This is a genomic window from Halobaculum sp. D14 (assembly GCF_051195135.1).
Lineage (GTDB): Archaea > Halobacteriota > Halobacteria > Halobacteriales > Haloferacaceae > JBNTKA01.
This window is the reverse complement of sequence record NZ_JBNTKA010000001.1, coordinates 522,926-546,019: the sequence shown is the minus strand read 5'-3', so window position 1 is coordinate 546,019 and position 23,094 is coordinate 522,926. Positions and strand designations below refer to the sequence as shown.

Sequence of the window (23,094 nt, the reverse complement as noted above, 5' to 3'; positions counted from 1 at the left end):
AGGTGGTGTCTGTCGGTGGAGTCATTGCTGGAACCTGTTGCGGACGACGATGGCGATGGAGTTCATCGTCAGCATCGCGCTGAGCAGCACGACGATGCCGGCCGCCAGCACCGTCGTGTAGAACTTCGGGCTGGCGTACGTGGACGCCCAGACGTACAGCTGCAGCGGCATCGCGCCGATGGTGGAGTTCCACGAGTCGGGGACGCCGAACACCTGGGCGGCGCCGATGACGAGCAGCGGCGCGGTTTCGCCGATGGCGCGCGACAGCGCCAGGATGGTGCCGGTGAGGATGCCGGGGAGCGCCCGCGGCAGCACGACGTCGCGGGTGGTCTGCCACCGCGTCGCGCCCATGCCGTAGGAGGCCTGCCGGAGCGAGTCCGGCACCGACCGGATGGCTTCCCGCGCCGAGATGATGATGATGGGGAGGATGAGCAGCGCGAGCGTCGCGCCCGCGACGATGAGCGTCCCGGAGTTCATGCCGCCGTACCTGATGAACAGGCCGAGGCCGAGCAGGCCGTAGACGACCGACGGGACGCCCGAGAGGTTGTTGATGTTGATGTCGATGATGCGGGTGACGGTGTTGTCGGGCGCGTACTCTTCGAGGTAGATGGCGGCGCCGACGCCGACGGGGAACGAGAGGACGCCGACGACGATCATGATGAGGACGGTGCCGACGATGCCGGGGTAGATGCCGACCTCGTCGGGGTCGCCGCTCTGGACGACGCTGGTGAGGAACGACCAGTCGACGTACGAGTCGGGGCCGGTGAAGCCGAGCGTCGAGACGACGACGGTGCCGACGACCGCGCCGGCGACGACGACGACCGGGAGCGCCAGCCCGGGTCGCTGGACGGGCCGTTCTCGGAGCACCGTCGCGGCGTACACCGCGGTCGGCACGCCGGCCATGACGGTCATGATGACGCCCGGGAGCTGTCCGACGCCGACGGCGGCGCCGACGAACGCGCCGGCGACCGCGGCGGCGACGGTGGCGGCGCCGGCGACGAGCGGCGCGCGGCCGCCCCACCGCTCGGCGTACTTCGCGACGAGGTACGCCTCGGGGACGCCGAGCGTCAGCGCCATCACGAGCCAGTCGGACGGCACCGTCGTGAGCCCCTGGACGACGCCGGGGACGACGAGCAGCGACGCGGCGCCGACCGCGACGACCGAGCCGACGCGCGCGAGGAACGGGAGGCGCGTGTCGACGCGGCGGAGCGCGACGACGAGCAGCGCCGGCACCGCGAACGCGACGACGAACGACAGCCAGACGAGCGTCGGGATGACGTCGAGAAAGATGGCGGCGAGCCCGCCGGCGTACAGCAGGCTGACCGCCGGCAGGAAGAACGCGAGGAGCCCGGTGGTGAGCGCCGAGTAGCTCCGGCGGTAGAGCCACGCGCCGGTCGCGAGCGTCGGCGCGACGAGCGTGAGCAGGTAGGTGACGTGCCAGCCGGCGTCGGCGGTGAACGGCTGGAAGGCGTCGTTGGCGACGTACAGCAGCAGCGCGGCGAGCACGACCAGGCCGGTGAGCGTCGCGGCGAGGATGGCGTACCGGAACACGATGCCGGCGCGCCGACTGACCTGTCCGAACCCGGAGTCGCCGGTGCCGCCGGTGCCGCCGGTGCCGCCGGTGTCGCTGGCGTCAGCGGCCATTATTCGTACACCTCGCGGTAGCGTCGGGCGATGACGTCGCTGATGATGTTCATGACGAGCGTGATGCAGAACAGCACGAGGCCGATGGCGAACAGGCTGCGGTAGGCGAGGCCGCCGCCGGTGATGTCGCCGAACAGCAGCTGAATCATCGCGGCGGTCATCGTCATCCCGGGTTCGAGGTACGCCTGCGGGTTCAGCGGGTTGTGGAGGATGGCGCGCGACCCGGTGGCGAGCGTGACGGCCATGGTCTCACCGATGGCGCGCGAGAGCCCGAGGATGAACGACGAGATGATGCCGGAGGTGGCGGCCGGGACGACGATGCTGACGGAGACGTCGAACTTCGTCGCGCCCATGCCGTAGCCGGCTTCGCGGAGTTCGTCGGGGACGGCGCTCATGGCGTCCTCGCTGACCGACGCGATCATCGGGATAATCATGACGCCGACGACGACGCACGCGGAGACGATGTTGAAAAAGCCGATGGAGGGGAAGACCGTGGAGAGCGCCGGCGTGATGTACGCGACGGCGAAGATGCCGTAGATGATGGAGGGGACGCCGGCGAGCACTTCGAGCGCGGGCTTCAGGTACGACCTGGCGCGTTCGCTGGCGTACTCGCTGAGGTAGATGGCGGTGGCGACGCCGAGCGGGATGGCGATGACGGCGGAGCCGAACGTCACCATCAGCGTCGCGGAGACGAGCGGCAGCACGCCGAGTTCGGGGCCCGAGAGGTTCCACGAGGTGCCGGTGAGGAACTCCGTGATGGACGCCGTCGCGCCCTGGACGCCGCCGACGTACGGCGCCGTGACGGTGAAGAACTTCGCGGCCTCGTGGACGAGCAACAGCACGATACTTGCCGTCGTGACGACCGAAATCGCGGCACAGGCGAAGAAGAACCAGCGTGCGAGCAGTTCGCGCGAGGAGTTCTCGGTTCGCCGTGTGAGGTCGCCGGTGCTCCGGTCGCCGCTCATTTCAAGTCGTGCATCGGGTGGGGTGCGAAAAAGCGCTTCGTTGCCGTCTCACCGTGCGACACCGTCGCTCGGTTCTCACGGGGCGCTGTCAGTTCGAGTTGGCTTCGTCGATGGCGGTCTGGAGCCGCTTCATCGCCTCCTCCTTCTCCGCTTCGGAGTTCGGGATGTAGCCGACTGACTGCGCGACGATTTTCTGGCTCGTGGACTGTTCGATCCAGTACTTCGCGAACTCGGCGACCTGGTCTTCCGACAGCGAGGACTTCGCGGCGTAGGTGAACAGCGGCCGGGAGAGCGGCGCGTACTCGCCGCTTTTCGCCGTCTCGATGGAGGGTTTCACGCAGCCGTCGCCGTTGTCGACGGCGAGCGCCTTCACGCGGTCTTTGTTCTCGGTGTAGTAGGCGAACCCGAGGTAGCCCATCGCGTACTCGTTCTGGGCGACGCCGTTGATGATCTGGTTGTCCTGTTCGGTCGCCTGGTAGTCCGAGCGGGAGGCGCCTTCCTCGCCGACGATGACCTCGGTGAAGTAGTCGTAGGTGCCGGAGGCGTCGGTCGGGCCGAACAGCTGGATGTTCTCGTCGGGCCACTCGGAGTTGACGTCGCTCCACTTGGTCGGCTTCGATTCGGGCGACCAGATTTCGGCGAGCTGTTCGACGGTGATGCAGTCGCCGTCCTTGAACCAGTCGGCCTTCGGGTTGACGACGACGGTGAGCGCGTCGGTCGCCACCTTCATCTCGACGGGCGAGACGCCGTTGTTCGCACACTGCTGTTTCTCCGCCTGCTTGATGGGGCGGGAGGCGTTGTTGAAGTCGGTTTCGCCGGGGCAGAAGTAGTTCGCGAAGCCGCCGCCGGAGCCGGTGGACTTCACGGAGATGTCGACTTTCGGGTGCTTCTCGACGAAGCGCTTGCGCATCGCGACCGCCAGCGGGAACACCGTCGAGCTGCCCGCGATGTCGACGCTGCCGGTGAGTTCGCCGCTGTTGCCGCTCCCCGAGCCCGGGTTGCTGGTGCAGCCCGCGACGCCGACGGTGCCGACCGCGCCGGCCGCCGCGAGGAAGTTCCGCCGCGAGACGCCGCCGCCGTTCTGCGTGTCCGTCATCACCTGAACCGTGCCGGTTGCCGCGTAAATACCCTACTATGAAATCTATATATCCCTCCCCTTGTGAACCACTGACTCGGTTATAGAGAATCGAGAGAGACATCAATATACCGTATTGGGGCATTTACCGCCGATATTTTGGCTTTTCGGAGAACGGGCCGGTGAGTGGATAGTCTCCTGACACCACCGAATCCGGTCGTCTCGGCCGGCGTTACCCGGCGAATATCTGTAGAATAAATATACGGCAGTAGATTTATGGTGTCCGTTCCCCGTATCCGTACTATGGTCGAAACCCGGAAAGTCCAGGTGACCGGCGGTTCCACGTACACCGTCTCGATTCCGAAGGACTGGGCGACCGAAAACGACGTCAGCGCGGGGAGCACCGTCGAGTTCTACCCGGAGGGGGACTCGCTGTTCTTGACGCCGAAGACCGAAGAGGAGCGCACCGAGGGGACGCTCGACATCGGCGACCTCGGCGGCGAGGAGCTGACGCGCGCGGTGATGACGATGTACGTCTCCGGGTTCGACATCATCGCGCTGGAGACGGGGCGCATCTCGAACGAACAGCGGCGCACCATCCGCGACTCGGTGCAGAGCCTCGTCGGCCTGGAGGTTCTGGAGGAGACGCGCGACCGCGTCGTCATCCGCGACCTGCTGGACTCCTCGGAGCTGTCGATTCACAACGCCGTGACGCGGATGCGGCTCATCGCGCTGTCGATGCTGGAGGACGCCGTCGCGGCGCTCGCCGAGGACGACGACGACATGGCGAAGGACGTGATTCAGCGCGACGACGACGTCGACCGGCTGTACATGGTCGTGAGCCGCATCTTCCGCGCGACGCTCCGCACGCCGAAGGCCGCAGAGGAACTCGGGCTGGCGCGGGAGGTGTGTTTCGACTACCACTCGAGCGCCCGGCAGCTCGAACGCATCGGCGACCACGCCACCAAGATCGCGCACCTGACGCTCGAACTGGACGAGCGCAGCGGCGACGACGACGTTCCCGACGAGGTGCTCGACGCCATCCAGGAACTGGAGGTGGAGGCGCGCGACGTCGTCGACCGGTCGATGGACGCGCTGTTCGCCGAGGAGAACACGGAGGCGACGCGGAACGCGAACGACGCCCGCGCCACCGTCCGCAGCGTCGACCAGGAGGCGCGCAGCATCGACGAACTGCTCCGCGGACTCGACCCGGCGCGCGCCCAACTGCTCGGGCTCATCGTCGACTCCGTCTCGCGGTCCGCCGACTACGGCGGCAACATCGCCGAGACCGCGCTGCAGAAAGCCGCCCCGACGCCGTAATCCGGTTTTAATGTAGTTTTCTTCAGTACGTGGCTTTCCGGGTCGTGGCGGCGGTTCTTGCCGAGATGGGGTTTTTCGAATCCGGTGCGACGACTACCGCGACTACCGCGACTACCGCGACTGCCACGACCGCGACCGCCGCGACCGCCGCGACCGCCGCGACCGCGCTGCTGCTGGTGCGGCGAGACGCCTCGCCCTCCCCAGCCGACTCACTCGTCGCTTCGCTCCTCGTTCGCCCCTCGCGCGCGTCCGGCGCGGACGGAGCCGCGCCGGCACGCGCCACGCGGGAGAACAGTACCAGAACAGCCGTACCAGAACGACCGAACGTAGCAGAACAGTCGAAAACCGTCTTCGTCCGCGGTGGCTATTCGTCGGTCAGGGGTGCGTAGCCGGCGAGGTCGCGGAGGACGTCGTCGGTGGCGTCGAGTTCGTCGCGGAGCGCGGCGACGCCGGGCTTGCCGAGTCGGTCCGGGTTCCCGTGGACGCGGACGGCCTGTGTGCCGAGCGGGACGAATCCGAGGCCGAGGCGGTCGGCGGTGGCGCGGAGGCCGAGGCCGGCGTCGGCGTCGCCGTCGAGCACGGACCGGGCGGGCGACTCGTGGGCGCGGACCGTGAAGTCGTAGCCGTCGACGGCGTCGGTGAGTTCCTGCCGGGAGACGCCGCGGTCGGCGGCGAGGTCGGCGACGTGGTCGCGGAGGCTGGCGCGCAGCCCGGAGCCGCTGTCGCGGTTGACGAACCGGAGGTCGCGGTCGACGAGCGCCGCGAAGCCGTCGACGTCGTCGGGGTTGTCGGCGGGGACGACGAGCCCCCAGTCGCGGCGCCAGCCGCCGAGCGGGTCGGCGTCGAGGTCGTCGCCGACCGGGCCGGCGGTGACGGCGACGTCGGGGACGCCGTCGCGGAGCCGGCGGGTGGCTTCGCGGGAGCCGACCGGGAGGTAGCGCGGCCGGGGGAGCCGGTCGAGGAGCCGTGACAGCGCGGGGTCGTCCTCGCCGACGCCGAAGAGTTCGGGCGGGCGGACGTCCGGCGAGAACAGGTCGACCGTGACCGGTTCGCCGGCCGCGAGGTACTCGGTGTCCGGGTCGACGGCGACGACGCCGTCGGCGTCGACGAGGCTCGTGGTCGCGCCGGAGCCCTTGTCGACCGGGTAGGCGAGCGTGCCGCCGTCGCCGTCCTCGACGAGACCGACGGGGAGCAGGCGCATCCGGCCCTCGCTGTACCGTTCGCGGACCGCCATCTCGGCGTCGACCGACGCGGTCTGCGGGTCGGGCTTCCCGGCGGCGTCGCGGACGGCGGGCGCGACGAAGGTGCGGAAGATGGTGAGCGCCGACACCGGGTAGCCCGGGAGGCCGACGTAGGCGGCGTCGCCGACGGTGCCGACCAGCATCGGCTTGCCGGGCTTCAGCGCGACGCCGTGGAGCAGCAGATCGCCGCGCTCCTCGATGACGCGGTACACCACGTCGACGGCCGAGGCGGACGTCGACCCGGACGACAGCACGAGGTCGCACTCCTCGCTGGCGTCGACGAGGACGCGCTCCAGTTCGTCGTAGTCGTCGCCGACGTGCGGGTAGAGCCGCGGCTCGCCGCCGGCCTCCTCGACGCCGGCGGCGACGGTGTAGCTGTTCACGTCGTATATCTGGCCGCGTTCGCTGTGCAGGTCGCCGCCCGGCCGGACCAGTTCGTCGCCGGTGGAGACGATGCCGACCGTCGGCCGGCCGCGCACCGGCACCTCGTCGACGCCGAGCGCGGACAGCAACCCGATTTCGCGCGGCGTCAGCTCCGTCCCGGGGCCGAGCGCCCGCGACCCGGCGGCGATGTCGGCGCCGGCGACCATCACGTGCTCGCCCGGCGTCACCGACGACCGAACCTCGATTTCGGTGGCGTCGCCGTCCTCGTCCCCTCCCCCGCCCGCGCCCTCGCTGCCGTCGACTTCGGAGGTCCGTTCGACCATCACGACGGCGTCGGCGCCGTCCGGCATCACGGCGCCCGTGGAGATTTCGGCGCACGTCCCCGGCTCCACCGTCACGTCCGGTTCGGCGCCGGCGTGGACCGCGCCGACGCGGTCGAGCACCGCCGGGTCGGCTTCGTCCGCGCCGAAGGTGTCGCGGGCGCGGACAGCGTAGCCGTCCATCGCCGCCCGGTCGAACCCGGGGACGTCGAGGTCGGCGTCGACGCGCTCGGCGAGCACGCGGCTGCGCGCCTCCCGGAGCGGCACGGTCTCCGGGTCCGGCGCGAGGTCGAGCGACTCGACGGCCTCGCGGGCCTCGGCGGGCGACGCGAGGTCGCGGAACTCCTTCCGGTCGCTCATCGGCTCACCTCCCACAGTTCGACGTCGACGGGCTCGCCGGCGTCGAACCCCTCCCGCGACTCGGGGACGACGACCCAGCCGTCGGCGCGCGCCGCCGACGAGAGCACGCCCGCCCCCGACGACCGCGTCGGCGTCGCCGTCGTCGCCGTCGTCGCGGACTCGGCGTCGTCCTCCCGGGTCGTGGCGGCGTCGCCGTCCGTTTCTGCTCCGCGTTCGCCCGGCTCGTCGCCCGAGTCGTCGGCCGAGTCGTCGAGCCTCACGCGGGCGAACGTCCTGACGCCGGGTTCGCTCCGCACTTTCCGGGTGAGCGTGGCGCGCCGCGTCAGCGGCGGGTCGGCCGGGAATCCGCCGACTGCGGCGAGGAGCGGCCGGAGGAACTGGACGGCGCCGACGATGCAGGCGACCGGGTAGCCGGGCAGCATCACGACCGGCGTGTCGTCGACGCGGCCGAGGGCGACCGGGTGGCCGGGTTTGATGGCGACGCCGTGGACCAGCACCTCGCCGGCGTCGGCGACGACGTCCGGGACGAGGTCGCGGTCGCCGACGGAGGAGCCGCCGGTGGTGACGACGACGTCGTGGTCGGTGTCGCGGTCGACGGCGGCGGCGAGCGCGTCGGCGTCGTCGGTGACGACGTCGCGGTGCGTCGCCGCGGCGCCCCAGCGCTCGGCGAGCCGCGACACCGTCAGCCCGTTCGTCTCGATGACCTCGCCCGGCGACGGGTCGGCCTGCACGAGTTCCTCGCCGGTCGGAATCACGGCGACCGTCGGCGGCTCCGCGACCGCGACCTCGGTTTCGCCGACGGCTTTCAGCAGCCCGAGGTCGGACGGCCGGAGCCGGTGTGGCGGCTCGACGACTGCGTCGCCGGCGGCGACGTCCTCGCCGCGTTCGCCGACGTTCTCGCCGGCCGCGACGGCGCCGAACACGGACAGGTCGTCGCCGCGGGCCTCCCCGTCCTCGCTCCGGACGACCGCGTCGGCCCCGGGGGGGAGTTCCGCTCCGGTGTCGACGCGGACCGCTTCGCCCGGCCCGACCTCGACGCAGTCGGCACCGTCGTCGCCGGACTCGCCGCCGACGATGCGCAACGCGGCGGGCGACCGGTCTGACGCGCCGAAGGTGTCCTCGGCGCGGACCGCCCAGCCGTCCATCGCCGCCCGGTCGTAGCCGGGGACGTCGACCGACGACGTGACCGCCTCGGCGACCGCTCGGCCGTCCGCGGCCGACAGCGGAACCGACTCGGTGCGGCCGTGCGGCGTCGCCGCGGCCAGCAGCCGCTCGCGGGCCGCAGCCAGCCGCGTCCGGCGCTTGAATCCGGCGTGCGTCCGTTCTTCGCTCATACCGTGTGGTTACGGCGGCGAGGGTAAAAGAGCCGTACTCGCGGCGAACCGGCGGCCGCCCGGGACGGTCGGGACGAGCCGCCGCCCGTGCCGTCAGTTCGAGCCGCGGCGGGAGAGCAGTCTGCGGGCGCGGGTGCCGCGGCGCCGGACGCCGTCGAGCAGCCCGCGGACCGTGGCGACCGGCCTGACGGGCGCGATGACCTCCTCCGGCGTGTCCGGCGGGACCGCCGCGACAGACACCGGGACGTCGGGCGATTCGGCGTGCACTGGCGGCGACGCGTCCGTCTCCACGCTCCCCTCCTCGGACATGACTACCGGCAACGTAGGCCTCCTTTCTGATAAATCATTGGGAGAGGATAGCACACAGAGCTGTTCGCGGTGGGCGGTCCGCGGTCAGCGGTCGGCGGCACCGCGGCCTTTTTCGACCGCCCGGCCCAACGACGGTGTATGTCGAAGCTGCGCGAGGCGCTCCGGGAACTCCCCGAGGCCGTGTTCGCGGACCTCCTCGAACGCGACGACGCCTACCTGCTCGTCGTCGACCTGCCCGGCGCGTCCGCCGAGACGACCGACGTGGTCTTCGAGGGCGACCGGCTCCGAATCGAGGCGCGCCGCGAGAAGAAGCCGCCGGCCGAGTTCGACTACGTCGAGGAGAACCGGTCGCTGTTCCTCGAAGCGACGCTGCCGCTGCCGCGGGACGCCGCCGGCGACGGCGACGCCTCGATGGACCGCGGCGTGCTCGAGGTGCGGCTGCCGAAGCGCACCGCCGCCGAACACGCCGTCCCCGTCACGGACGAGTAACGCGGGTGGTGACGCTGGCATTCCTCCGCGCCTACAGGCGGTTCCCGGTCGTCGTCTACCAGTTCCTGCCGCTCGTCGTCGCGTACCTCCGCGACCGACGCCGGTTCCTGCTGTTCGGCCGGTCGCGCGACGTCACCCCCGAGACGCGGGTGCGGCGCGCCGAGGTGCTCCTGGAGACGCTGCTGACGCTCGGCCCGACGTTCATCAAGCTCGGCCAGATTCTGTCGACGCGGCCCGACGTGCTGCCGCCGGAGTACGTCGACGTGCTGTCGTCGCTGCAAGACGACGTGCCGCCGGCGCCGTGGAGCGACGCGGAAGCCGTGCTCGAAGCGGAGCTCGGCCCGGTCGACGACGCGTTCGACGAGTTCGACACGGAGCCGATTTCGGGCGCCAGCCTCGGGCAGGTGTACGCCGCGACGTTCCGCGGCGAGCGCGTCGCCGTCAAGGTTCGGCGGCCCGGCATCGAGGAACTGGTGAACGCCGACCTCCGCGTCATCAAGTGGCTGCTCCCGGTCGTGACGTGGTTCGTCGGCAGCGGCCAGGCGTTCTCGCTGTCGAACCTCGCCGACGAGTTCGACCGCACCATCAACCAGGAGATGGACTACCGGCGCGAAAAGCGGATGCTCGAAGAGATCCGCGGGAACGTCGGCGACCACGACCGCATCGTGATTCCGCGCACCGTCGACGACGCCTCCACCGGCCGCGTGCTCACGATGGAGTACCGGCCCGGCACGAAGATTTCGGACACCGAGGCGCTCGACGAGATGGGCATCGACCGGACGGAGCTCGCGTCGACGCTCGAAACCGTCTACCTGCAGATGATAATCGACGACGGCGTCTTCCACGCGGACCCGCACCCCGGGAACCTCGCGGTGACAGAGGAGGGCCGCATCATCTTCTACGACTTCGGGATGAGCGGCCGCGTCGACCCGTTCATCCAAGAGCGCATCGTCGACTTCTACGTCGCCATCGCGAACCAGGACATCGACGGCATCCTCGACGCGCTCGTCGAGATGGGGACGCTCAGCCCGGAGGCCGACCGGGACGTGATGGCCGACGTGATGGAGCTCGCCATCGCGGACGTCCGCGGCGAGGACATCGGGCAGTACCGCGTCCAGCAGGTCATCCAGCAGGTGGAGTCGACGATGTACGAGTTCCCGCTGCGGCTCCCGCAGAACATGGCGCTGGTGCTGCGGGTCGCCACCGTCGTCGAGGGCGTCTGCGTGACGCTCGACCCAGAGTTCGACTTCATCGACGTCGCCACGGACTACCTGAAAGCCGAAGGCTACCTCGAACGGTCCGCCGAGCGGTTCGCGAAGGAGGCCGGCGAGCAGGTGCGCGACACCGCGGAGGCGATGGTGACGGTGCCGCCGAAACTCGACAGCGTCCTCGACTCGGTGCAGCGCGAAGACCTCACCGTGAACGTCAACATCGAGGACGGCAACGACGTGCTCGACGACCTCGCGAAACGCATCTCGTACGCGATTCTGACCGCCGTCGGGCTGCTGTCTGCGGCCATCATCTACTCGTTCCGGACGCCGGCGACGGCGCTGCTCGACACGTACGTCGCAGCCGGAATCGTCGTCGCGACGCTGCCGATGCTGTTCTTCCTCTACCGGTCGTTCCGGCGGACGCGCGAGCGCGGCATCCAGGCGAGCCCGCAGTTCACGCGGCAGAAGATGCGGCAGCGGCAGAGCCCGGACGACTCCGACGGCGGCGCCGCCACGGGCATCGAACGCTCCGTCGACCGGGACGTCGGGGCGGGCGGCGACCGCAACGGCGGGTCGGACGACGAGAAGTAACGGCAGGCGGCCGGCGACCGGCGACCGGCGGCCGCCGCCCGACGACCGATGGCCGGCGACGGCCTATTCGAGTTCGTCGAGTACCGCGTCGGCGACGTCGACCGGGCGCTCGTGGTGGACCCAGTGGGTCGCGTCGTCGAACGTCGTGAGCCGCGCGTCGTCACAGCGGTCGGCGCTCTCGTAGGCGAGTCGCTTCGGAAGCACGCGGTCCCGGCCGCCCCAGACGACGCGCGTCGGGACGGTGACGCGGTCGGCGTCGGGCGTCGGCCGGTACCGGGCGGCGGCGCGGTACCAGTGCAGCATCGACCTGAGCGCCGCCGGCCGGCTCCACGCGTCGCGGTACCGCGACAGCGCCCGGTCGGAGAACGTCCCGGGGAGCGACGACCAGCGGAGCAGCCAGGTGAGCAGCCGCCAGTTCAGCGCGCGGCAGGCGGCCTCCGGCAGCGCCGGAAGTTGGAAGAACGCGGCGTAGCTCTGCCGGAGCAACTGGACCGGGTCGCTCGTCAGCGCGTCGCGGAACACCCTGGGGTGGGGCGCGTTCGCGGCGACGAGCGCGGAGACGCGGTCGGGGCTGTGGAGCGCGACCCACCAGGCGACGAGGCCGCCCCAGTCGTGGCCGACGAGCGCGGCCTCCTCGCGGCCGTACGCGTCGACGACGCCGGCGACGTCGGCGGCGAGCCGGTCGACGTGGTAGTCGCGGACGGCCGACGGCTTCTCGCTGCGGTTGTAGCCGCGCTGGTCGAGGGCGACGACGTGGTGGCCGGCGTCGGCGAGCGGCCGGAGCAGGTCGCGCCAGGCGTACCAGAACTCCGGGAAGCCGTGGAGCAGCACGACGAGGTCGCCCCGCGTCGGCCCGGCTTCGACGGCGTGGAACCGCCGGCCGTTCGCCTCGACGAACCGCGACTCGCCCGGGACGTCGTCCGGGAGGTCGGGCGCGCCGTCCGTGACGGGCGACGAGTCGGTCACGGGCGGGCGTACCAGCGGGCGCGGCGAAAACGTAGCGGCTCCCGCAGCGCGCCCGGCCGGCGACCCGCCTAGCTGCGGTTGCCCGCGGCGAGGCTCCACACCGCCGTCACGCCGAGCAGCAGCGCGGGGATGAACGGCAGCACGAGCATCGCGGCGAGGAAGTCGAGACCGAGTTCGTCGGGTGTGGTCGGCCGGAGGTAGATGATTCCGGGGACGACGAGGAACGCGACGACGACGACGGCGACGAGCACCCAGCCGGCGCGGCCGAGGTCCTGTTGCTCGTCGTCGTCCGCGTCGCCGTCCGCCGCGGCAGCGTCGCCGCCGTCGACGGCGCCCGGTCGGTGGACGTAGCCGCCCGGCTCGTCGCCAGCCGCGTCGGCGGTAGCCGCGTCGGCGTCGTCGCTGGCGCCAGTGCCGGCGGCAGCGCCGGCGTCCGCGTCGGTCTCCGCGGCGCCGGTGTTCGTCTCCTCAGAGTTCACTGTCTGGTTTCACCACCACCTTCCCAAAGCCCTCCCGGTTTTCGATGAGTTCGTGCGCGGCCGCCGGCTCGGACATCGGGACGACGTCGCGGACGCGCGGCTCGAAGGTGCCGTCCCAGACGAGTTCGAGGACGTCGTCGACCTCGCCGGGCGTCGCCATCGTGGAGCCGATGACCGACAGCTGGTTCCAGAAGATGCGGTTGATGTCGGTCTCCGGGCGGCCGCCGGTGGTGGCGCCGCATGTGACGATGCGGCCGCCCTTCGCGAGCGACTTCAGCGAGTCGCGCCACGTCGCCGCGCCGATGTGGTCGACGACGACGTCGACGCCGCGGCGGCCGGTCTCGTCGCGGACCCAGTCCGCGAGGTCCTCCTCCTCGTAGTTCACGACGTGGTCGGCGCCGCACTCCTCGGCGTACCGCAGTTTCTCCTCGGAGGACGCCGTGGCGTACACCTCGGCGCCGAGGTAGTCCGCGATCTGGACGGCGGCGTGGCCGACGCCGCCGGAGGCGCCGAGGACGAGGACGGACTCGCTCGGTTCGAGTTCGGCGCGGGTCACCAGCATCCGCCACGCGGTCTGGAAGACGAGCGACGCGGAGCCGGCGGTCTCCCAGTCGACGTGGTCCGGCACCGCGACGAGGTTGTCCTGCGGGACGGCGGCCTGTTCGGCGTGGACGCCGCGGACGTGTTCGCCGAGGATGTGGAAGTCGACGCACATCGACTCCTCGCCGTGCCGGCAGAACTCGCAGTCGCCGCAGGCGACGCCGGCTGAGACGGCGACGTGGTCGCCCGGCTCGAACCGGGTGACGTCGTCGCCGACCTCGGTGACGACGCCGGCGGCGTCGCTGCCGGGGATGTGCGGCATGTCGAGGTCGATGCCGGGCATCCCTTTCCGCGTCCAGATGTCGAGGTGGTTCAGCGCCGCGGCTTTCACGTCGACGAGGACGTCGTCCCGTCCCGGCTCCGGGTCGGGAAACTCGCCGTATTCGAGGACGTCTCGGTCGCCGTGCTCGGAGAACTGAACGGCTTGCATGATTGTTGATGACACCGCGGGGGTCAAAACGCTACCCCCGACTGTCGGCGGGTGGACGGCAGTGGTCGGCCGGCGAACGTCGACAGTCGGAGGGCGCACGAAGAGAGGGGGGACGCGGACTGCTGCCGGCTGGAGGGCGGTCAGCGGGGTGCCAACGTGGCTTGCTTTCGCCGCGGGCTACCTTACCCCACCGGTCGGGAATCTTCCCGCGTCGCGGGCGACCCCGGAGCCGGCGGGCGGCTTCCCGGAAGCGCAACACAAATGCGGGAGGAGCCGAGTTATCGGACAGATGAACGGTGCGGACACGGAGACGGTCGCCGACGTCCTCGCGAAGCGGCGCGACTGCCTCGACGCGCTCGCCGACGGCCCCGTCGAGAAGCGCGACCTCGTCGACAGGCTCGACACGCCGCGGACGACGCTCGACCGCGCGGTCGGCGAACTGACCGACGTCGGCCTCGCCGAGGCGGCGAACGGCGGCTACCGCGCGACGACGTTCGGCCGCGAGGCGCTCGCCGTCCACGACGACTACCGGAGTCGACTCGGCGGCCTCACGGACGCCGCCGAACTGCTCGACGCGCTCCCCGCGGACACGGCGCTGTGCGCCGACTTCCTCGACGGCGCCGACGTCCACCTGTCGTGCCCCGACGCCCCGGACGGCGTCGTCGACGTCCTGCTCGACAGCGTCAGCGACGACGCCCGAATCCGCGGCGTCGCGCCCGTCGCGCTCACCGGCCACGTCGAGTCGTTCGGCGACGCGGCGGGCGGCGGCGCAGAGCCGCCCGAGCTCGTCGTGACGCCGGGCGTCCTCGACCACCTCGTGGAGACGCTCGGCGACGGCGTCAAGCAGTCCGTCCGCGACGGCGAGATGCGGCTGCGGTGCGGCCGCGTGCCCGCCCGGTTCGGCCTGTGGCTCACCGGCGACGACCAGGCCGGCGTCGTCGTCTACACCGACACCGGCGTGCGGGGCGTCGCGCTCAACGACGACGAGGACGCCGTGGAGTGGGCCCGCGACCGGTTCGCGCGCGTCCGCGACCGGAGCGCCCCGGTCACGCCGGCCGTCGTGGACGACGTCGCCGCGGGCGACTTCGACTTCTCGGCCGACCGCGCCGACGCCGACGTCGACGCCGACGCCGCCGGGTAGGCCCGGAGTTTTGTGACCCGCGGCCGTACCGCGAGCCGTGACCGACGAAGCCAGCCACGGCGGCGGACGCGACGCAGACGGCGAGCACGCCGACGACAACGGCCATCGAGGCGCGGACGGCGACCACGCGACCGACGACGACCACGACCACGCGGACGGACACGACCACCACGGCGACGACCACCACGGCGACGACCACCACCACGAACACGACGTCGACACGGTCGGGTACGCGGTCGTGACGGTGTCGTCGACCCGCCGCATCGACGACGACCCGTCCGGGGACGCCGTCGTGGCCGCCGTCGAGGACGCGGGCGGCGAGGTGGCGACGCGGGACCTCGTGAACGACGACTACGACGGCGTGCAGAGCGCGGTGGACCGGCTGGTGGAGCGCGACGACGTCGACGTCGTGGTGACGACCGGCGGGACGGGCGTGACGCCGGACGACGTGACCGTCGAGGCGGTGCGGCCGCTGTTCGAAAAGCGGCTGCCGGGGTTCGGAGAACTGTTCCGGACGCTCTCGCGGGCGGAAATCGGGACGGCGGTCGTCGGCACCCGCGCCACCGGCGGCGTCGCCGACGGCGTCCCCGTGTTCTGCCTGCCGGGCAGCGAGAACGCGGCGCGGCTCGGCGCCGAGGAGATTATCACGGCGGAAGCGGGCCACCTCGTCGGGCTGGCCACCCGCGGCGAACACGACGACGAGAACGGCGACGACGAGAGCAGCAGCGGGACCGGCGACGGGAACTGAGTCGCGGCGGTTCGGCCGGCGTCGGCGACACGGGAACGCGGCGCACGGGGGCGCGGGATGGACACCTTCTTGGGTGCGAGCGGCGGAGTGACGCTATGTTGATTACGGTCTCCGGCCCGCCGGGCAGCGGGAAGAGCACCACGGCGGCGTCGCTCGCGGAAGCCTTCCAGCTGGAGCACATCTCCGGCGGCGACATCTTCCGCGAACTCGCCGCCGAACGCGACATGACGCCGGTGGAGTTCAACGAACTCGCCGAGGAGGACGACCAGATCGACCGCGACCTCGACCGGCGGCTGCGCAGCGTCGCCGTCGACCGCGACGACGTGCTGCTGGAGTCGCGGCTCGCCGGCTGGCTCGCGGCCGAACACGCCGACCTCCGCATCTGGCTCGACGCGCCGCTCGGCATCCGCTGTGAGCGCATCGCCGACCGCGAAGGCAAGCCGGTCGAGCAGGTCCGCGAGGAGACGCGGCGCCGCGAAATCAGCGAGGCGAAGCGGTACCGCGAGTACTACAACATCGACATCGGCGACCTCACCATCTACGACATCAGCTACAACACGGCGCGGTGGTCGCCGGAGGGCGTCCTCGGGATGTTGACGACCGCCATCGACTCGTACGACCCCGACACGGACGAGGGGAAGGCGCCGGTGGAGAACGTCGACTACGACTTCTGACCGATGCGTCCAGCACCCGACGACCGGAGCGTCGACGACCTGCTCTCGTTCGGCGTCGTCAACCTCGACAAGCCGCCGGGGCCCTCCGCCCACCAGGTGAGCGCGTGGGTCCGCGACGCCGCCGGCGTCGACCGCGCCGCCCACGCCGGGACGCTCGACCCGAAAGTGACGGGCTGTCTCCCGGTGCTGACGGGCGATGCGACCCGGCTCGCGCAGGTGTTCCTCGAAGGCGCCAAGGAGTACGTCGCGGTGCTGGAACTGCACGGCGGCGCGCCGACCGACGCCGAGCGCGTCGTCGCGGAGTTCGAAGGCGACCTCTACCAGAAGCCGCCGCGGAAGTCCGCCGTGAAGCGCCGGCTCCGCACCCGCGAGGTGTACGCGCTTGACGTGCTGGACTCGACGGACCGGCAGTTGCTGCTCCGCGTCCGGTGTGAGTCCGGGACGTACGTCCGGAAACTGTGCCACGACGTCGGGCTGGCGCTCGGCACCGGCGGCCACATGGGCGACCTGCGCCGCACCGCGACCGACCCGTTCGACGACCGCGACCTCCACGCGATGACGGACCTCGTCGACGGCCTCGCGTTCGCCGGCGCCGGCGCGGTCGACAAACACGACGGGGGGGACGGCGACCGCGACCGCAACGACGACCGCGACCGCGACCGCAACGACGACCGCGACGGCGACGACGCCGAGCCCGACGAGTCGCTGCTGCGCGACGTGGTTCAGCCGGCCGAGCGGGCGCTGACGCATCTGCCGCGGGTCACGGTCGCGGAGAGCGCGGCCGCGGAAATCGCGAACGGCGCGCCGGTGTACGCCCCCGGCGTCCTCGACGTCGCGCCGGCGACCGACCCGGTGCCGGAGTTCGCCGGTGACGCCCCGACAGTGGGCGACCTCGTGGCGTGCTACACGCCGAACGGGTCGGCGGTCTGTCTCGGCACGCTCGTCGGCGACCCGGAGGCGTCGAGCGGCGAGGTCGTGTCGCTGGAGCGCGTGCTCGTCTGACTCGGCGCGGCGTCGCGGTCGGCGACGTCCGTCCACCGTAGCGTGCCGGTGAGCCGAGGTTTTTCCCGCCCAAGAGCGACGGTGCGGTATGGACGAGACGCTCGAAGTCGGGTCTACGGCGGCTGCACCGGGCGAATCGGCCGACGGCTGGCTGGTGGCGGCGGACCACCCGACGGGGCGCGCCGAGCGCCTCCCGGTGGTGGTCGTCAACGGCGCGGCGGACGGGCCGACGCTGTGGGTGACCGGCGGCGTGCACGGCGACGAAGCGACCGGCGTCGCGGTCGCGCAGGACGTCGCCGTCGAGGCGCGGGGGCTGGCGGCCGAACTCGCCGGCGCCGTGGTCGTGGTGCCGACGGTGAACCCGGCGGGGCTCCGGCGGAACGAGCGGACGTCGTACTACGGCGACCACGACCCGAACCGGTACTTCCCGGACGTGGAGCGCGAGTCGACGCGGCCGCCGGAGACGCAGGAGCGAATCGACAGCCGGCTGTACGAGGCGTTCGCGGAGACCGCGGACCTGCTCGTGGACTGCCACACGGCGCAGGTCGGCTCCGTCCCGTTCAGCATCCGCGACCGGGTGCTGTACGGCGACGAGCGCACCGAAGCGGAGGCCGAGGCGCTCTCGGAGGAACTCGGCCGGCTGGTGTCGGCATTCGGGCTGCCGGCGCTCCGGGAGTACCCCGCCGAGGAGTACGTCGAGGAGTCGCTGCAGCGGTCGCTCGCCGGCGCGGCGCTGAACACCGCCGGCGTCCCGGCGTTCACCGCGGAGCTCGGCGGGCACAGCGTCGTCGAGGAGGACGCCCGCGCGGCCGGCGTCGCCGGTGTCTTCGGGGTCGCCGTCGAGTTCGGGCTGCTCGACGCGCCGCCGGCCGACGTCGGCGAACCGGGCGACGGCGTCCCGGACGCCCCGGTCGACTACCCGGTGCGTCGGTTCGTCGGGCCGCGCACCGACACCGCGGGGCTGGTTCGGCACCGCGTCGAACCCGGCGACGAGGTGTCCGCCGGCGACGTCGTCGCCGACGTGGTGTCGCCGCACGGCGCGCCGCTCGCCGAAGTCGAATCCGACCGCGACGGCTACGTCGTCGCGCACGCCGAAGGGCTCGCAGCCTACGAAGGCGAGGCGGTGGCGAGCATGGCGGTCCGCGACGACGGGCCGCTCGTCGTGCCGCGCGACCCCGACGGCGGAGACGACGGAAACGGCGGCGGCGACGACGGCCGAGCCTGACACGGCAGGAGACAACTCCGGCGGCGGCCGCTGAAACGGCGAATCCGAACGGCCAGAACCGAGGTTCTGCGTCGCCGCCGACGTCTGCGGTGCTTCACACGTCGCCGTCACCAGCAGCGGCGTCGCCGTCGGCGTCGTCTTCGTCCGGGTCAGGCGCGTCCGATTTGTCGGGCGCGTCCGGGCTATCCGGCGGGTCGCTGCCGCTCTCGGCGCCGTCCGCGTTCGACGCCGAACCGCCGCCCGTGCGCGCGTCCCGGGTCGAACCGTCATCGTCGCCGTCGAGGAAATCGAGGCCGTCGTCGTCGCGGTCGCGGTCGGCGCCGCCCGAACGGCCGGCGCTCCCGGCGTCTGAGTCGGCGCCCGAATCGGGCGGGTCTGACGCGTCCGGCGCGTCGTAGCCCGGCGGCTGCTCGTCCTCGTTCGGGCCGACTCCGTCCACGAGGTCGTCGTCGCCGTCAGTGAGTTCGTCGACCGCGCCCTCCGGTTTCGGTTCGGCGGCGCTGCTGTCCGCGTCCGGTTCGTCGGGAGCGTCCGGCGCGTCGTACCCCGGCGGCGTCTCCTCGTCGCTCCCGACCCCTTCGACCAGGTCCGCGTCGCCGTCGGTGAGTTCGTCGACGGCGGACTCCGAGCGCCCCGGCCGAGCCGCGTCTTCGGGGTCCGGCTGGTCCGACGGGTCGCCCGACCGCGTCGCGGGGCGCCCGAACGGCGGCGTGAGCGCCGCAGCGACCGACGCGAACACGCCGCGGCCGCGGGCGATGTCGGATTCGTCCGGCTGGTCGGGGGCGTCAGACTGCGGGCTCCGCGCCGCCGACGCCCCGAACAGGAACCGCTTCGCGCGGTCGACGACGCCCAGCCGACGCGTCCGGTCGGGCGGGTCCGGCGCGTCCGACTGCGGCGACGACTCCCCGCCGGTCGGCAGTTCCTCCGGAAGTTCCTCGGGCAGCGCCGCGTCGATGTCGGAGCTGATGGCCTCGAGCGCCGCAGCGTCCGTCAACTCCTCCACCGGGCCATCGGCGGTCGTCTCCCGCGTCCGCTCCGCACCGGCCGACTCGTCCGTGGACACTGAGAGCTCCGGCCGCGTCACGGTGTCGACGTGCGACGGCGAATCCGCGTCGTCGCCGTCGACGCGAGTCACGTCGAGGTTCCCGACGAGCCGCCGGTGCGGCACCGGCATCGTGATGCCGCGCTTCTGGAACCGCTCTTTGACGGCGTGTGCGAGCGCCGACCGGGTCTGGACGACCGCGGCGTGCTCCGGCGGCTGAATCCAGACCGCCGCCCGCAACACGACCGCCGACGCCCCGAGTTCCGCCGTGAACACGGACGGCGACGGCGTCTCACGGACCGTCTCCAGCCGAGCCGCCTCCTCCAGAATCACGTCCGACGCGGCGCCGATGTCCTCGCCGTAGCCGACGCCGACGCTGAACGTCTCCTTCACGTAGTCGTTGTTCGAGTGGTTCGTCACCGCCGCGTTCGCCAGGTCCGAGTTCGGCACCGTGATGGTGCGGTTCTCGAACGTCCGCACCCGCGTCGTCCGGAGCGACACCGACTCGACGACGCCGGCGTACTCCCCCCACGCCACCCAGTCGCCGACCTCGAACTGCGGGTCCGAAATCATGAACAGGCCGCTCACGAAGTTCCCGATGACGTCCTTCGCGGCGTAGCCGGCCGCAATCGTCCCCGCCGCACCGACGGTCGCGGTCGCGCTGACGACGTCGTCCAGCCCGGCGAGCGTCAGCCCGGCCCACAGCGCCGCGACGTACACCCCGACGCCCACCACTTTCTGCGCCAGCTTCCGCACAGCCGGGTCGCCGAGCGCCTCCCGCCGCCGCAACACCCAGTCGGCGGCCGGCTCAATCAGGAAGTTCCCGACGAGGTACACCGCAGACGCACCGACGACGAACCCGACGACCGCCTGCACCACCGCGTCGACCGGCACCGACGGCAGCAGCACCCCCCACGGCAGCAGCGCGTTCATGGCCGAACCGACGCCCGGCCGCCACTAAACGCCGGATCTATCGTCCCCCCAACCCGGAATCAGCCCCGCACCGACCGAATCCACCCCGGCCACGAAGACCACCTCCGGACCGCCACGGACGACGACGGCACCCGACGGCTCTCCCTCCCCCGAAACGAAGCGCTTAACCGACGCCCTCGCCTCCCTCTACCTGCGGGACCGTAGGGTAGTGGTATCCTCTGCCGATGGGGTCGGTAGGACCTGAGTTCGAATCTCGGCGGTCCCACTTCTAACTTTCTCGAGCCTCACATACGGCGTTCTCCCAGCGTTTCCGTGAACCACACCTAACCAGAGCCATCCGCCTGACCCGGTTACGTGCCGAACTCCAGATGGACGGTCGGTTCTCATGACCGGCGTCTCCGATGCAGAAGCCTGGTTCTCTCTCGGCGTCGACGAGCAGATGGTTACATTCATGCACCGGTGGCCTTCACGAATCTACTGATGGAGCCCGAGTTACGCACGCATTTGCTGTTCGTGGAATTTCTCCTGGTTGTGGTCGTCGCGATCGGGGTGTTCATCTACGGGCAGCTGGTTCCGCAGTCAGGTGTGCTCGGGCTTGGGCTCCTCGGCGCCGTCGGGCTGCTGTATCTGTACGTGTACGACTCTACCGAGTAGTACCGACAGCGGGGACGGGAGAACCCAGGGGCTGTGGCTGAGGGGCGCGGAGCAGGAAATCGGTGACCGCGGGATTTGCATCCGTCGAAACGACGTGCCGAATCGCCAACCGAACTCTCGCCGGGCGGTGTCAACCTCACGTAGTCACATCACGGACTCGATACCTGCCGCTAGGCGGTGACGAGTCTTGCTTCGGACGGCGGTACCGGTTCCCGAAAAGAACGGGTCAGCTGGCGCTTACGACGGCGTCTGACCTTTCGCGAGCGTCTGAGACGTCTGTCCGGTGGAGGACGTCCAGATCACGCGGACGTCGGTGTCGGACGGAACAGCGATTTCGTCGTCGGCTGTCCCAGTATTACTCCCGTTTAGAGTAACCGAGTCGCCTGCTGAAACGGGCAGGCTGAAGTTGACTGTGCCCGCGGATGAGCTCAACTGGACGTTCTTCGAGTTGTCCGAGTTCAGTGTCGCCCCTCCCTGGTGAGTAGCGGTAACGAGATAGTCCGTGTTGGAATTTGTGGTCCCCGTCGCGTCTGTGTAGTCGAAGCCGAACGATGCCTGTGGCGGACTCGTCTGCAGGTTCTGGCCGAGCCCGAGCACGAACGTCCCGATGACGGCCGCGAGGATGACGGTGATCGCCACCATCAGGATGACCCCGATGACCGGCGACACCGCGCGGTCGTCCGAGATGAGCCGCTTGAGTTCCATACGGTCACGGGCACCGACGGCGTAGTGAAAAAAGCAGTTGCCGAGGCCGAAGAGTTAGCTCCTCGCTGATAGTTCTTCGGGTGGCACCTCGGAGACTCCGGTGGGTTCACGGGTCGCCGAGGAGCCGTAAAACCGGTCCGTGTGAGCGTCGGGTGTCAGGCCGCCCGCGTACTGTCAGCCGTCGAGGATTAGTTCGAGCGGTTCGCGTCAGTTGTCCGACGCGAGCGGGACCGCGTTCGTCGCCTCCAGCACCGTCCCGGACGAGCCGACGGCGACCGCGGGGTCGGAGAGGGCGACGCCGTGGAGCGTCGCGTCCGTGGCGGTGTCGGCGACGACGTAGCCGTCGAGGGTGCGGCGGTAGACGCCGCCGGAGCCGCCGACCGTGACGACCTCGGCGCCGTCGGTGGCGACGTCGCTGACGTCGGTGCCGGCGAGGCTGTCCAGGAGGACGTCGCCGGCGGCCGTGACGACGCAGCCGTCGCCTTCGTGGGAGACGGCGACCGTTCGGTCGGCCGCTGCGGCGCCGGCGGCGACGGTAGTTTCGAGCGCTGTGCCGAGGTCGGTGGTCGACCAGTCGCGGCCGTCCGCGGTGCGGCAGAGGAAGCCGTCGCCGGTCACGACGACCGCGTCGTCGCCGCGGGCGCCGATGCCGACAATTTCGTCGCCGTTCGGCGGACGCGTCGTGCGGTCGACCGTCGGCGAGCCGCCGCCGGGCGTGATGACCGTGACGGCGCCGTCGTCGTCGCCGACGAACACGGTTTCCGAGCCGGCGTCACCGACCGCGGCGACCGCGACGAACGTCGTCGTGTTGCCGCCGGGCGCGGAGTAGTCGTGGGTCCGCGCGCCGCCGAGTTCGTACGTCCCGAACGCGCCGGATTCGCCTGCGACCCAGACGCGGTCGCCGGCGTCCGTCGCGTCCGCGGCGCAGAGCGCGTAGCCGTTCGCGGCGACGCCGTCTTCGAGGACCGCGTGCCAGTCGCCGTCCGCGCGGCGGAGCGCGGTGCCGCCGCCGCCGACCGCGACCGGGGTGCCGCCGGCGTCAGCGGCGTCGTACAGCGTCTCGTCGACGGGCGTGTCGACGCGGCGCCACGCCGCCGAATCGGGCTGGTCCGTCATGGGCGGGTGCTTCGAGCGGACGCCGGATAAGCCGCGGTGACAGTCCAGCGGTCTGAAACGTCGGCGAGCACAGCAGCCGCCGAGTCGTGTCGAATCGAATCTGGCCGGCAGCCCGGATGGGTCGAGTCGTGCCGGC

Annotated in this window: 21 protein-coding genes and 1 tRNA gene; 10 read left to right on the top strand and 12 right to left on the bottom strand. The window is 71.2% G+C overall.

The genetic code is table 11. The features are described 5' to 3' along the window. Window positions 1-21: 21 nt before the first annotated feature. The 3 genes from pstA to ACQUST_RS02720 all read right to left on the bottom strand — a co-directional run bounded on the left by pstA (window position 22) and on the right by ACQUST_RS02720 (window position 3,705). Window positions 22-1,644 (bottom strand): phosphate ABC transporter permease PstA, encoded by a 1,623-nt coding sequence (pstA, locus tag ACQUST_RS02730; protein ID WP_435124633.1) that lies wholly within the window; start codon window positions 1,642-1,644, stop codon window positions 22-24. Continuing rightward, window positions 1,644-2,609 carry a phosphate ABC transporter permease subunit PstC gene (gene pstC, locus ACQUST_RS02725; protein WP_435124630.1) on the bottom strand — a complete coding sequence of 322 codons (966 nt, stop codon included), beginning with the start codon at window positions 2,607-2,609 and terminating at the stop codon, window positions 1,644-1,646. Before pstC ends, pstA begins: the two co-directional genes overlap by 1 nt. An 88-nt stretch (window positions 2,610-2,697) precedes the next feature. Next, a complete protein-coding gene (locus ACQUST_RS02720) occupies window positions 2,698-3,705 on the bottom strand; it encodes a phosphate ABC transporter substrate-binding protein PstS family protein (protein WP_435124627.1) in 1,008 nt (335 codons plus the stop codon). Between the two features lie 282 nt (window positions 3,706-3,987). Between ACQUST_RS02720 and ACQUST_RS02715 the strand changes: the two genes are divergently transcribed. Further along, window positions 3,988-5,004 (top strand): PhoU domain-containing protein, encoded by a 1,017-nt coding sequence (locus tag ACQUST_RS02715; RefSeq protein WP_435124625.1) that lies wholly within the window; start codon window positions 3,988-3,990, stop codon window positions 5,002-5,004. Between the two features lie 364 nt (window positions 5,005-5,368). Here the strand turns inward: ACQUST_RS02715 and ACQUST_RS02710 are convergent, their stop codons facing one another. The 3 genes from ACQUST_RS02710 to ACQUST_RS02700 form a co-directional block, all read right to left on the bottom strand. Then, a complete protein-coding gene (locus ACQUST_RS02710; protein WP_435124622.1) occupies window positions 5,369-7,309 on the bottom strand; it encodes a molybdopterin biosynthesis protein in 1,941 nt (646 codons plus the stop codon). Next, entirely contained in the window at window positions 7,306-8,643 is a 1,338-nt protein-coding gene (locus ACQUST_RS02705; RefSeq protein WP_435124619.1) for a molybdopterin molybdotransferase MoeA, read from the bottom strand. Before ACQUST_RS02705 ends, ACQUST_RS02710 begins: the two co-directional genes overlap by 4 nt. A gap of 93 nt (window positions 8,644-8,736) precedes the next feature. After that, on the bottom strand, window positions 8,737-8,952 hold the full coding sequence (locus ACQUST_RS02700; protein WP_435124616.1) for a hypothetical protein: 216 nt from the start codon (window positions 8,950-8,952) through the stop codon (window positions 8,737-8,739). Between the two features lie 138 nt (window positions 8,953-9,090). Between ACQUST_RS02700 and ACQUST_RS02695 the strand changes: the two genes are divergently transcribed. Both ACQUST_RS02695 and ACQUST_RS02690 read left to right on the top strand, forming a co-directional pair. Beyond that, window positions 9,091-9,441, top strand: a complete 351-nt coding sequence (locus ACQUST_RS02695) for an Hsp20/alpha crystallin family protein (protein WP_435124613.1) — start codon at window positions 9,091-9,093, stop codon at window positions 9,439-9,441. A 5-nt stretch (window positions 9,442-9,446) separates the two neighbouring features. Continuing rightward, window positions 9,447-11,243, top strand: a complete 1,797-nt coding sequence (locus tag ACQUST_RS02690) for an ABC1 kinase family protein (protein WP_435124610.1) — start codon at window positions 9,447-9,449, stop codon at window positions 11,241-11,243. A gap of 63 nt (window positions 11,244-11,306) precedes the next feature. Here the strand turns inward: ACQUST_RS02690 and ACQUST_RS02685 are convergent, their stop codons facing one another. From ACQUST_RS02685 to ACQUST_RS02675, 3 genes are all read right to left on the bottom strand, one after another. Beyond that, window positions 11,307-12,209: an alpha/beta fold hydrolase gene (locus ACQUST_RS02685; RefSeq protein WP_435124608.1), complete on the bottom strand. Its 903-nt coding sequence runs from the start codon at window positions 12,207-12,209 to the stop codon at window positions 11,307-11,309. A 68-nt stretch (window positions 12,210-12,277) separates the two neighbouring features. Beyond that, window positions 12,278-12,688: a hypothetical protein gene (locus tag ACQUST_RS02680; RefSeq protein WP_435124605.1), complete on the bottom strand. Its 411-nt coding sequence runs from the start codon at window positions 12,686-12,688 to the stop codon at window positions 12,278-12,280. Next, a complete protein-coding gene (locus ACQUST_RS02675) occupies window positions 12,678-13,718 on the bottom strand; it encodes a zinc-binding dehydrogenase (RefSeq protein WP_435124602.1) in 1,041 nt (346 codons plus the stop codon). Before ACQUST_RS02675 ends, ACQUST_RS02680 begins: the two co-directional genes overlap by 11 nt. Before the next feature lie 289 nt (window positions 13,719-14,007). On the opposite strand from ACQUST_RS02675, the gene ACQUST_RS02670 reads away from it, so the two are divergent. From ACQUST_RS02670 to ACQUST_RS02650, 5 genes are all read left to right on the top strand, one after another. Further along, window positions 14,008-14,859: a helix-turn-helix transcriptional regulator gene (locus ACQUST_RS02670; RefSeq protein ID WP_435124599.1), complete on the top strand. Its 852-nt coding sequence runs from the start codon at window positions 14,008-14,010 to the stop codon at window positions 14,857-14,859. Window positions 14,860-14,896: 37 nt separating this feature from the next. Then, window positions 14,897-15,607, top strand: a complete 711-nt coding sequence (locus ACQUST_RS02665; RefSeq protein WP_435124596.1) for a MogA/MoaB family molybdenum cofactor biosynthesis protein — start codon at window positions 14,897-14,899, stop codon at window positions 15,605-15,607. Between the two features lie 95 nt (window positions 15,608-15,702). Beyond that, complete coding sequence (gene cmk / locus ACQUST_RS02660) at window positions 15,703-16,281, top strand: (d)CMP kinase (protein ID WP_435124594.1); 579 nt, start codon at window positions 15,703-15,705, stop codon at window positions 16,279-16,281. Between the two features lie 3 nt (window positions 16,282-16,284). Then, entirely contained in the window at window positions 16,285-17,283 is a 999-nt protein-coding gene (locus ACQUST_RS02655) for an RNA-guided pseudouridylation complex pseudouridine synthase subunit Cbf5 (RefSeq protein ID WP_435124592.1), read from the top strand. An 88-nt stretch (window positions 17,284-17,371) separates the two neighbouring features. After that, window positions 17,372-18,508 (top strand): succinylglutamate desuccinylase/aspartoacylase family protein, encoded by a 1,137-nt coding sequence (locus ACQUST_RS02650; RefSeq protein ID WP_435124589.1) that lies wholly within the window; start codon window positions 17,372-17,374, stop codon window positions 18,506-18,508. A 94-nt stretch (window positions 18,509-18,602) separates the two neighbouring features. On the opposite strand, the gene ACQUST_RS02645 is transcribed toward ACQUST_RS02650, so the two are convergent. Then, complete coding sequence (locus ACQUST_RS02645) at window positions 18,603-20,483, bottom strand: mechanosensitive ion channel domain-containing protein (protein WP_435124586.1); 1,881 nt, start codon at window positions 20,481-20,483, stop codon at window positions 18,603-18,605. Window positions 20,484-20,677: 194 nt separating this feature from the next. On the opposite strand from ACQUST_RS02645, the gene ACQUST_RS02640 reads away from it, so the two are divergent. Both ACQUST_RS02640 and ACQUST_RS02635 read left to right on the top strand, forming a co-directional pair. Continuing rightward, a tRNA-Pro gene (locus ACQUST_RS02640) sits at window positions 20,678-20,748 on the top strand. Window positions 20,749-20,963: 215 nt separating this feature from the next. Next, window positions 20,964-21,137: a hypothetical protein gene (locus tag ACQUST_RS02635; RefSeq protein ID WP_435124584.1), complete on the top strand. Its 174-nt coding sequence runs from the start codon at window positions 20,964-20,966 to the stop codon at window positions 21,135-21,137. 237 nt (window positions 21,138-21,374) lie between these two features. On the opposite strand, the gene ACQUST_RS02630 is transcribed toward ACQUST_RS02635, so the two are convergent. Together ACQUST_RS02630 and ACQUST_RS02625 are read right to left on the bottom strand one after the other, a co-directional pair. Continuing rightward, the gene (locus ACQUST_RS02630) at window positions 21,375-21,842 is read right to left on the bottom strand and encodes a type IV pilin (RefSeq protein ID WP_435124581.1); all 468 of its coding nucleotides are present in this window, start codon (window positions 21,840-21,842) and stop codon (window positions 21,375-21,377) included. A 207-nt stretch (window positions 21,843-22,049) separates the two neighbouring features. Continuing rightward, window positions 22,050-22,958: a hypothetical protein gene (locus ACQUST_RS02625; RefSeq protein WP_435124579.1), complete on the bottom strand. Its 909-nt coding sequence runs from the start codon at window positions 22,956-22,958 to the stop codon at window positions 22,050-22,052. Window positions 22,959-23,094: the final 136 nt, after the last annotated feature.